General features: G+C 45.9%; 5 protein-coding genes. 2 read left to right on the top strand and 3 right to left on the bottom strand.

The window, feature by feature from the left end:
• Positions 1-219 precede the first annotated feature (219 nt).
• Positions 220-3,276 (top strand): EAL domain-containing protein, encoded by a 3,057-nt coding sequence (locus QZV86_RS12910; RefSeq protein ID WP_295628915.1) that lies wholly within the window; start codon positions 220-222, stop codon positions 3,274-3,276.
• Between the two features lie 26 nt (positions 3,277-3,302).
• On the opposite strand, the gene QZV86_RS12905 is transcribed toward QZV86_RS12910, so the two are convergent.
• From QZV86_RS12905 to QZV86_RS12895, 3 genes are all read right to left on the bottom strand, one after another.
• Positions 3,303-4,064 (bottom strand): 2Fe-2S iron-sulfur cluster-binding protein, encoded by a 762-nt coding sequence (locus tag QZV86_RS12905; protein WP_295628912.1) that lies wholly within the window; start codon positions 4,062-4,064, stop codon positions 3,303-3,305.
• A gap of 6 nt (positions 4,065-4,070) precedes the next feature.
• Entirely contained in the window at positions 4,071-5,834 is a 1,764-nt protein-coding gene (locus QZV86_RS12900) for an NAD(P)H-dependent oxidoreductase subunit E (RefSeq protein ID WP_295628909.1), read from the bottom strand.
• 69 nt (positions 5,835-5,903) lie between these two features.
• Positions 5,904-6,575 carry a DUF1614 domain-containing protein gene (locus QZV86_RS12895; RefSeq protein ID WP_295628906.1) on the bottom strand — a complete coding sequence of 224 codons (672 nt, stop codon included), beginning with the start codon at positions 6,573-6,575 and terminating at the stop codon, positions 5,904-5,906.
• Positions 6,576-6,894: 319 nt separating this feature from the next.
• Between QZV86_RS12895 and QZV86_RS12890 the strand changes: the two genes are divergently transcribed.
• Positions 6,895-7,485 (top strand): cytochrome P460 family protein, encoded by a 591-nt coding sequence (locus tag QZV86_RS12890; protein WP_295628903.1) that lies wholly within the window; start codon positions 6,895-6,897, stop codon positions 7,483-7,485.
• The last annotated feature ends 157 nt before the right edge of the window (positions 7,486-7,642 follow it).

The raw sequence follows: 7,642 nt of genomic DNA, 5'->3' as shown, positions 1-7,642 counted from the left end.
GGATCATTCGGTGCTGTCTCGTTTCAGGACACGATTAACACAAGCGCATGCCTGGCATATCTTACAAGCTATGGCATACAACCTAAAAAGGCTGCCCAGATTGTGTGTTAATAGACAGATACTCTTCCACACACATAAAAATCAGAAATTGTAACGAGTTTGGAGATTCGTTGAATTTTGCAAAGGCTTCAACATAATTATGATTGAGTATTGAAACAGATGAAAAAAAATAAAATTGCATCAATGGTATTTCGGGTTTTAGGGATTGTTTTGTTGACTCTAACCTATTTTGCAACCGGAAAATTAGGTTTGGCTTTTCCCTATATGGGATCGAACATCACCTTGTTCTGGCCTCCAACGGGAATAGCACTTGCAGCACTTATGATCTGGGGGTTGTGGTGCTGGCCAGGTATATTCTTTGGTGCGCTTCTAGTCAATTTGACCACTGGCGATCTTACCTTATCCACTGCTAGCCTGATTGCGCTTGGTAATACTCTAGGGTCAGTATTTGGTGCAATACTACTCAAGCAAGTGACTAATTTTAAAAATGACTTTCTACGTAGCCGCGATATATTGGTATTTGTCTTAATTGTGCCGAGTAGTATGTTACTTCCCCCTAGCTTTGGTGTGCTGGCTTTATTTGCTAGCGATAACTTGATAGCGGACCAGATACAACAAGCATGGCTGGGCTGGTGGTTTGGCGATATGATAGGCATACTGATTTTTACTCCGCTATTGCTAGTATGGTCAATTTATTATAAGAATAAGGCTGCTCGCCATGAGGCTTCAAACGCTGAATCTGTCTTGGTCATCACACTCTGCGCCGTAATTGCGTGGTCAGTTTTCGGAAGTATGCTGTCAATTGGAGAATTTCAGTTATCACTAGCTTTTCTAGTGTTTCCTCCATTGCTTTGGGCCAGTTTGCGTTTAGGTGCGTTAGAGGCTGTGTTGGCAGCAGCTGTTATTTCCATAATTGCTGCTTGGGGTACTGCCCAAGGGATAGGTCCCTTTATAAATGGCGCTTTTTCGCTAGATCATTTAATTTTGTGCATTTTTGTCGCCACCAATATGTTGACTGCATGCTCGATTGCCAGCATCCAGATTGCGCGCAGGAGTTCCGATCGTGAGCTGCGTGAGAGCGAATCTCGGTTGCGGCTGGCGCTAAGTGCAGCTAATCAAGGCCTGTGGGATATTAATGTGCAAACAGGTGAAGCATTAGTAAGTCCGGAATATGCGTTAATGCTTGGCTATGAACCTGATGAGTTTATAGAAACCCACAATAAGTGGCTTGATCGCCTGCATCCGGAGGATCGTGAGCGAGTGAGTCGAATATATCAGGAATACATCAATGGCTTGCGCGAACATTACGCAGTGGAATTTCGTCAGCTTACTCTACAAAACTCCTGGAAATGGATACTGTCGATTGGCAAGTTGGTGGAATATGACAGCCAAAATCGTCCATTACGCATGCTGGGTACGAACACCGATATTGAAGAACGCAAAACCAGGGAAATTGTTTTACAACAAAGCGAGGAGGCTTTAAGCCATTCGTTGGAAGAGTTACAGGTATCTGAAAAGCATCAGCGTGAATTGCGTACTCTGGCAGAGCGCGAACAAAGCCGCATGAGTGCACTGCTTGCAGCCATGAATATTGGTATTCTGTTTGAAGACAACGAACGTCGTGTTGAATACGTGAATCCCGCTTTTTTGCAGATGTGGCTGATCAACGAGAATGACGATCTGACAGGATTGCCGACGAAAATTGTGCTGGAACGATCCGCCGAGCGTTTTGCACAACCCACACATGCCTCTAAATTTGTTCTTAACGTTATGCATACTCATGAAGTCAGTGAAAGTTTCGAGCTGGAACTAAGCGACGGTCGCATGCTCACCCAGCTATCCTATCCGGTTACTGATATTGAAGGGCTGGTACTAGGGCGATTATGGATTTATGAGGACATTACTCAGGAACGCCAAACCGCACAACAACTGTTGTATCTGGCCGAGCGTGATCCTTTAACTGGTCTATACAACCGACACCGCTTCCAGGAGCAACTTGAATTTCTGATAGCAAACTGCCTGCGCAACCGAGGTAAGTTTGCTTTATTGTATTTTGACCTGGATGACTTTAAATATATTAACGACACTTTCGGTCATAGTGCAGGCGATACGGTATTAGTCAGAGCCGCTGGAGAAATATCCAGCGTAATTCGGCAAATCGAAATTTTCGCTCGACTGGGTGGCGACGAGTTCGCCATACTAAGCATTATCCAGCCAGACGAAGATATTAATGCCTTACCCTCCCGTATTGTCACTGCCATTGCATCAATACCATTGCGTTTTCACGGTACCAATCTTCGTTTGACCAGCAGCTTGGGTGTGGCGATCTTTCCAGAACACGGCGAAACAACCGAAGACTTGATTGCGCATGCAGATACCGCGATGTACCAGGCCAAAACTCAGGGCAAAAATACCTGGGCAATTTATGATGCGGAGCGTGATGATTCGAAGGCTATGTTACAACGGATGACATGGCGTAACCGAATTGCCCAGGCATTGGAACAGGATCTGTTCGAACTGCATTTTCAAGGCGTTTATTTAACCAGTGATAGATCTCTCAGTCATGCTGAAGCGCTGATTAGGATGCGTGACCTGGAGCATCCAGATTACTTGATCATGCCAGGTCAATTTATTCCGATCGCCGAGAAAAGCGGTCAAATTTTGGATATCGATCGCTGGGTTGTAAAAAAGAGTATTGAGAAATTGGCCAATGACCTCAATATGCCGCCACTGGCGATCAATATTTCTGGGCGAACATTCGATGAACCTTCATTGCCACTTTATATTCGAAAATTATTGCTGGAACGAGGCGTCGAACCTAGTCGCTTAATTATTGAGTTGACCGAAACCGCTGCCGTTTCCGATATTCATGATGCGCAACGCTTTATTGAATCCATTCATCAATCAGGCTGTAAGGTCTGCCTGGATGATTTTGGCAGCGGTTTTTCTACCTTTGGTTATCTCAAATATTTAGGCGTGGAAATTTTGAAAATAGACGGCTTATTCATTAGCGATTTGCACAATAATCGAGACAACCAGGTTTTTGTTAAAGCCATGGTGGATGTAGCGCACGGGCTAGGAAAAATAACCGTGGCAGAGTACGTCGAAGATGAAGATACCTTCAAAATGGTTAAAAGGCTGGGGGTCGATCTTGCGCAGGGATATCACTTTGGCAGACCCAGTAAAATTTTACCTAAATTAAACTACCCAACCTAATAAAACGGGGAATTAATCCGAAAAGATTAACGTTCTATATCTTGGTGCTCTTTGCGTTTAAGTTTATCGCAGTCTGCGATGTGTTCCTGCAAACTGGTTTCCCGAATTGTGTGCTGATCATAGATACGTTGTCCGATCGGCACTTGATACCCTTGCTGTTTGATCAAAATTGCACCGACCGGGCAGATGGTCGCCGCCAAGTCGGTCGTTGCGATCGGACTGTTGGCTAATTTTCCGCCCGGGGAGTTGACGATTAAATGCGTTTTTGTTCCGCGCCCAACGATGGCAAACACATTTTTCCCATCTACTTCACGGCTGGCGCGCACGCATAAATCGCACAGGATGCAGCGTCTGTGATCAAGCAGGATATCGGGATGTGATGCGTCGATTTCGCGGCGTTGATAAAACTGCGGAAAGTGATCGTCCAGCATACCGAGATAATAAGCCATAGCCTGCAACTTGCAATTGCCGGTTTTTTCACACGACGGGCAGATGTGATCGCCTTCGACGAATAGCATCTGCGTGAGTGCTTTGCGCGCTTCGTTCAATTCTGGTGTGTTACTTCGGATTGTCTGATCCGCTGCTGCTGGTGTCGTGCATGCAGCAACGCTGCGATTTTCGATTTCTACTACGCACAAGCGGCAATTGCCGCTTGGCGGCAAGCCGGGATAGTGGCATAAATGCGGAATATAAACCTTGGCGGCTAGTGCGGCGTCCATGATGGTTTGCCCTGGGGTGAACGGAATTTCCTGGCGGTCTATGCGAATTGTGTTTTGCATTGCTGACATTTCGATTTAATCCAGGTGGGCTGTGGCGTCGTCGCGGCGCGTGATCTGCCGAGCGCTTTCCAGTGCCTGATCAAGATCGAATTGCGCAACGAAATGCTGATTCAGATGGGCTGCAAAAACTTGCGGAAAATGCTGCAAGCCGTCCAGAACATGATTAGCAGCGGTATGCCCCAAGCCACAATGCGAGTGATGCTGAATCAAAAAAGCGAGCTGTTTCAGTGTTTCGATATCGTTTGTTGTGCCGTGACCCTCGGCAATTTTATCCAGATTACTTTTTAACAGCTGTGTGCCGACGCGGCAAGGAGTGCAAAAACCGCAGCTCTCATGCGCAAAAAAATGGGCAAAATTGCGATGAACCGTTAGCAAGTCACGCTGGTGACCGAAGATTAAAAATGACCCACCGGTGGATATATCCTCGAAACTGATGGTATGGTTAAAATCCGGCGCGCCAATTAGCTTTCCAGCAGGTCCACCTAGTTGTACCGCTTGTACTCTCTGCGCGCCGCAATCACCCAAGATTTGTTGAATGCGCACGCCAAACGGGTATTCATAGATTCCCGGTGAAAGGCAATCACCACTGACGCTGAGGATTTTTGTGCCGGTCGATTTCTGGGTGCCGACAGAATTAAACCAACTGCTGCCATGCGCGACGATATGTGCTGCGGCAATTAAGGTTTCAACGTTATTGACCACAGTGGGTTGTCCTAGATAACCATGTGTGACCGGAAAGGGCGGTCGGATACGTGGAATGCCGGGTTTACCTTCTAGCGATTCGATTAGTGCCGATTCCTCGCCGCAAATATAGGCGCCCGCACCCACGACAATGTCGATGTCAAAGTGGAAATCTGCATGATTTAGAATGTGTCTTCCTAATAGTCCGTGCTTACGCCGTTGCGTAAGCACGGCTTGCAAGTGCGAGAGCAGATAGCGATATTCCCCGCGCAAATAGATCGAACCCTTGTTTGCTCCGATAATAAAAGCGCATATTGTCATACCTTCAAACAACGCTTCGGCGTGATGGCGCAGTAACACACGATCTTTAAACGTGCCGGGCTCGCCTTCGTCGGCGTTGCAGATGACATAATGCGCATCACCAGGCGCTTCGCGGCACAGTTGCCATTTTTTACTGGTATTGAATCCCGCACCGCCGCGCCCATTTAAGCCGGATTGCTGGATAGTCGTCAATGTTTCTGCCGCGCCGTGCGTTATTGCTTGCTGTAGCGCGCTGCCGGGTGCAAGCTGTGTTGTCAACAAAAGGTTGCGTCGATAGATTGTGTCATGTATCTCAAACCATTCCGCTGGCCATTTATCCGTCGATATGTTGGCTGTAATCTGCTGCGCAATCTGTGTAATTTTGTCCGGGTTCAAGTGAGTAAGCGGTATGCCATTGACCAGCAACGATGCACCTTGATCACATAATCCGATGCAGGAGGTCTCGCCAATGCTGATCAATCCATCTGCCCGCGTCTTACCGGGATTGACTTGCAATTGCTGCGCCAGCAATTGCATCAGGTTTTGTCCATCTGGCAGATAGCCGCAGCTGGTGCAATTACTGAATAATATGTGGAAACGGCCGCATGGTTGTGCGGAAAAAAAAGAATAAAACGCTACGACTCCAGCTACTTGACTGAGCGGCAAATTAAATTCGGCCGCGACTTGTTGCATGGCCTGCGGTGAAATATGCAGATATTCCTGTTGCAATGCATGCAGCCGGTGCAACAGATGTTCTTGCGGCAAATTAAAAGAATTATGCTGGCATGAATTCGTCATGCCAATGAGTATAGCGGGATTTGCCTTAGAGCAACAGAAATGCAATAAGGAGTTGCCGAGAATGAAGCCTCAAGCCAGCAGAGCCGCCACAATGCCGGTGATGAATATGCCATCAAATGTACCCGCACCGCCGATCGAAGCATACGGTGTGCCGAGCCGGGAAATATCCTTCATGCGTAGTAAATCTGCCCCAATCAGCACTCCCAATGTGCCGCTGATATATGCCAGCGAGGCCCTTTGGTCCGGGCTGATTGATAATCCCACTAACGCTGCACTGATTGGGGCGATCAGAATTGGCATGCCAATGCCAAGTCCCGAAATCGGGCGGCTAAAAATGTAGCTGATACTACTTATGATAGCGATCCCCAGCAATGTGAACGATAAACTCAATGCGCTATTGGAAAATAAGTAAATTGATAGTGTTACTGGTATCAGACAACCGCCAAGATTGATGAAAATCTGCGTTTCGTTATTAAACGGCTGTGCGGGTATTCTAAGCAATCCTTTGTACACAGACTGTGTGAATGTCTGTTCTGTAGCAGTGCTTTTAATTCTTGCTACCGGAAGATTTACGGCGCTGCCGAGTAGTGATAGAAACAGTATTATCAGCCCAAATTCAGGTGGCAGCCCCAGTTTTACAAAAGCAAAAGACAGTAGCTCTATCTGGATCAATATTATTATGATGCCAAGCAAAGCAACGAAAAATAGCAGGTGAATCGGAGAAAAATAGTTTTTCATCATGTTATAGTGCGAAAGATAGCACTCAGTGGCGCTATTTTTTAAATTAAGTAAAAAAACATTTAGTTATGATATTCTTTCAAAGACTAGCTTGCTTAAAGTTATGATCAAAAAGTTGCAGTCGAGCTAGAAATTTGCTGCGCTTCCAATTAGAAATAGAATAAGCAATGATTGTTAGTCAATGGTATTGAAGGATTATCCTCTTTGCAGTGAGAGGATAATCCCTTGACGAAGATACTTTGTCTGACTACCATAAAAAAGGAAGGCAGTGCAATTTATTGCTGTTTTCTGTATGTTTCTTTAACCAATTTAAGGGCTTATTATGTTACAGCTAAAAAAAACGCTATTAAGCAGTATTGCTCCTGTATTGTTGTCTATTGCGCTGGCCAGTCCAGCGATTGCTTCTGATGCCCATCATGCACACAAAGGGCTTAATTATGGTAGTTTCACTAAAGAGCATGTATTGTTAACTCCTAAAGACTATCGTGAATGGGTATTTATTGGCGCATCTGTGACACCTAATGAATTAAATGATGATAAAGCAGCCTTCCCAGAATTTCATAATGTCTATGTTGACCCTACCAGCTGGTACCACTGGAAGAAAACGGGCGAATTCCGGGATGGAACCGTTATCGTTAAAGAATTAGCTAGCATAGGGAGCAAAGAAGCGCCTAGCGGGAATGGCTATTTCCCAGGTGAGTACAATGGTATTGCTGCTATGGTGAAAGATTCCAAGCGCTATCCCGAAAGACCCGGTAACTGGGCATTTTTTGGTTTTGAATCGTATGAAGCCAAACAAGGTATTATCCAAGCGGATGAAGCATGTGCTGCCTGCCACAAGGATCATGCTGCACACGATATGGTCTTTACCCAATTTTACCCCGTATTACGTGCTGCTAAGTCAGGCAAATAATAATGCGTAACCGGTTTTGAGCCGACAAGTTTTGTGATGAGGCAATTTAGTTTACTTGTTAAGCTAAGTTGCCTTTCTGTTTTGTGTGTGAGCTGTATAAGGAGGCGGATTCAAGTTTGAAGTGCAATTTTGAATAACGCAGGTCCTGGGGGTTGGA

The organism is uncultured Nitrosomonas sp. (assembly GCF_902826915.1).
In the GTDB taxonomy this organism is placed as follows: Bacteria; Pseudomonadota; Gammaproteobacteria; order Burkholderiales; family Nitrosomonadaceae; genus Nitrosomonas.
The sequence above is the reverse complement of the archived record's forward strand: the minus strand, read 5'-3'. Positions and strand labels throughout refer to the sequence as shown.

Coding starts and splice junctions, on each gene's coding strand:
- QZV86_RS12910 (WP_295628915.1), top strand. CDS start 220: ATGAAAAAAAATAAAATTGCATCAATGGTATTTCGGGTTTTAGGGATT.
- QZV86_RS12905 (WP_295628912.1), bottom strand. CDS start 4,064: ATGTCAGCAATGCAAAACACAATTCGCATAGACCGCCAGGAAATTCCG.
- QZV86_RS12900 (WP_295628909.1), bottom strand. CDS start 5,834: ATGACGAATTCATGCCAGCATAATTCTTTTAATTTGCCGCAAGAACAT.
- QZV86_RS12895 (WP_295628906.1), bottom strand. CDS start 6,575: ATGATGAAAAACTATTTTTCTCCGATTCACCTGCTATTTTTCGTTGCT.
- QZV86_RS12890 (WP_295628903.1), top strand. CDS start 6,895: ATGTTACAGCTAAAAAAAACGCTATTAAGCAGTATTGCTCCTGTATTG.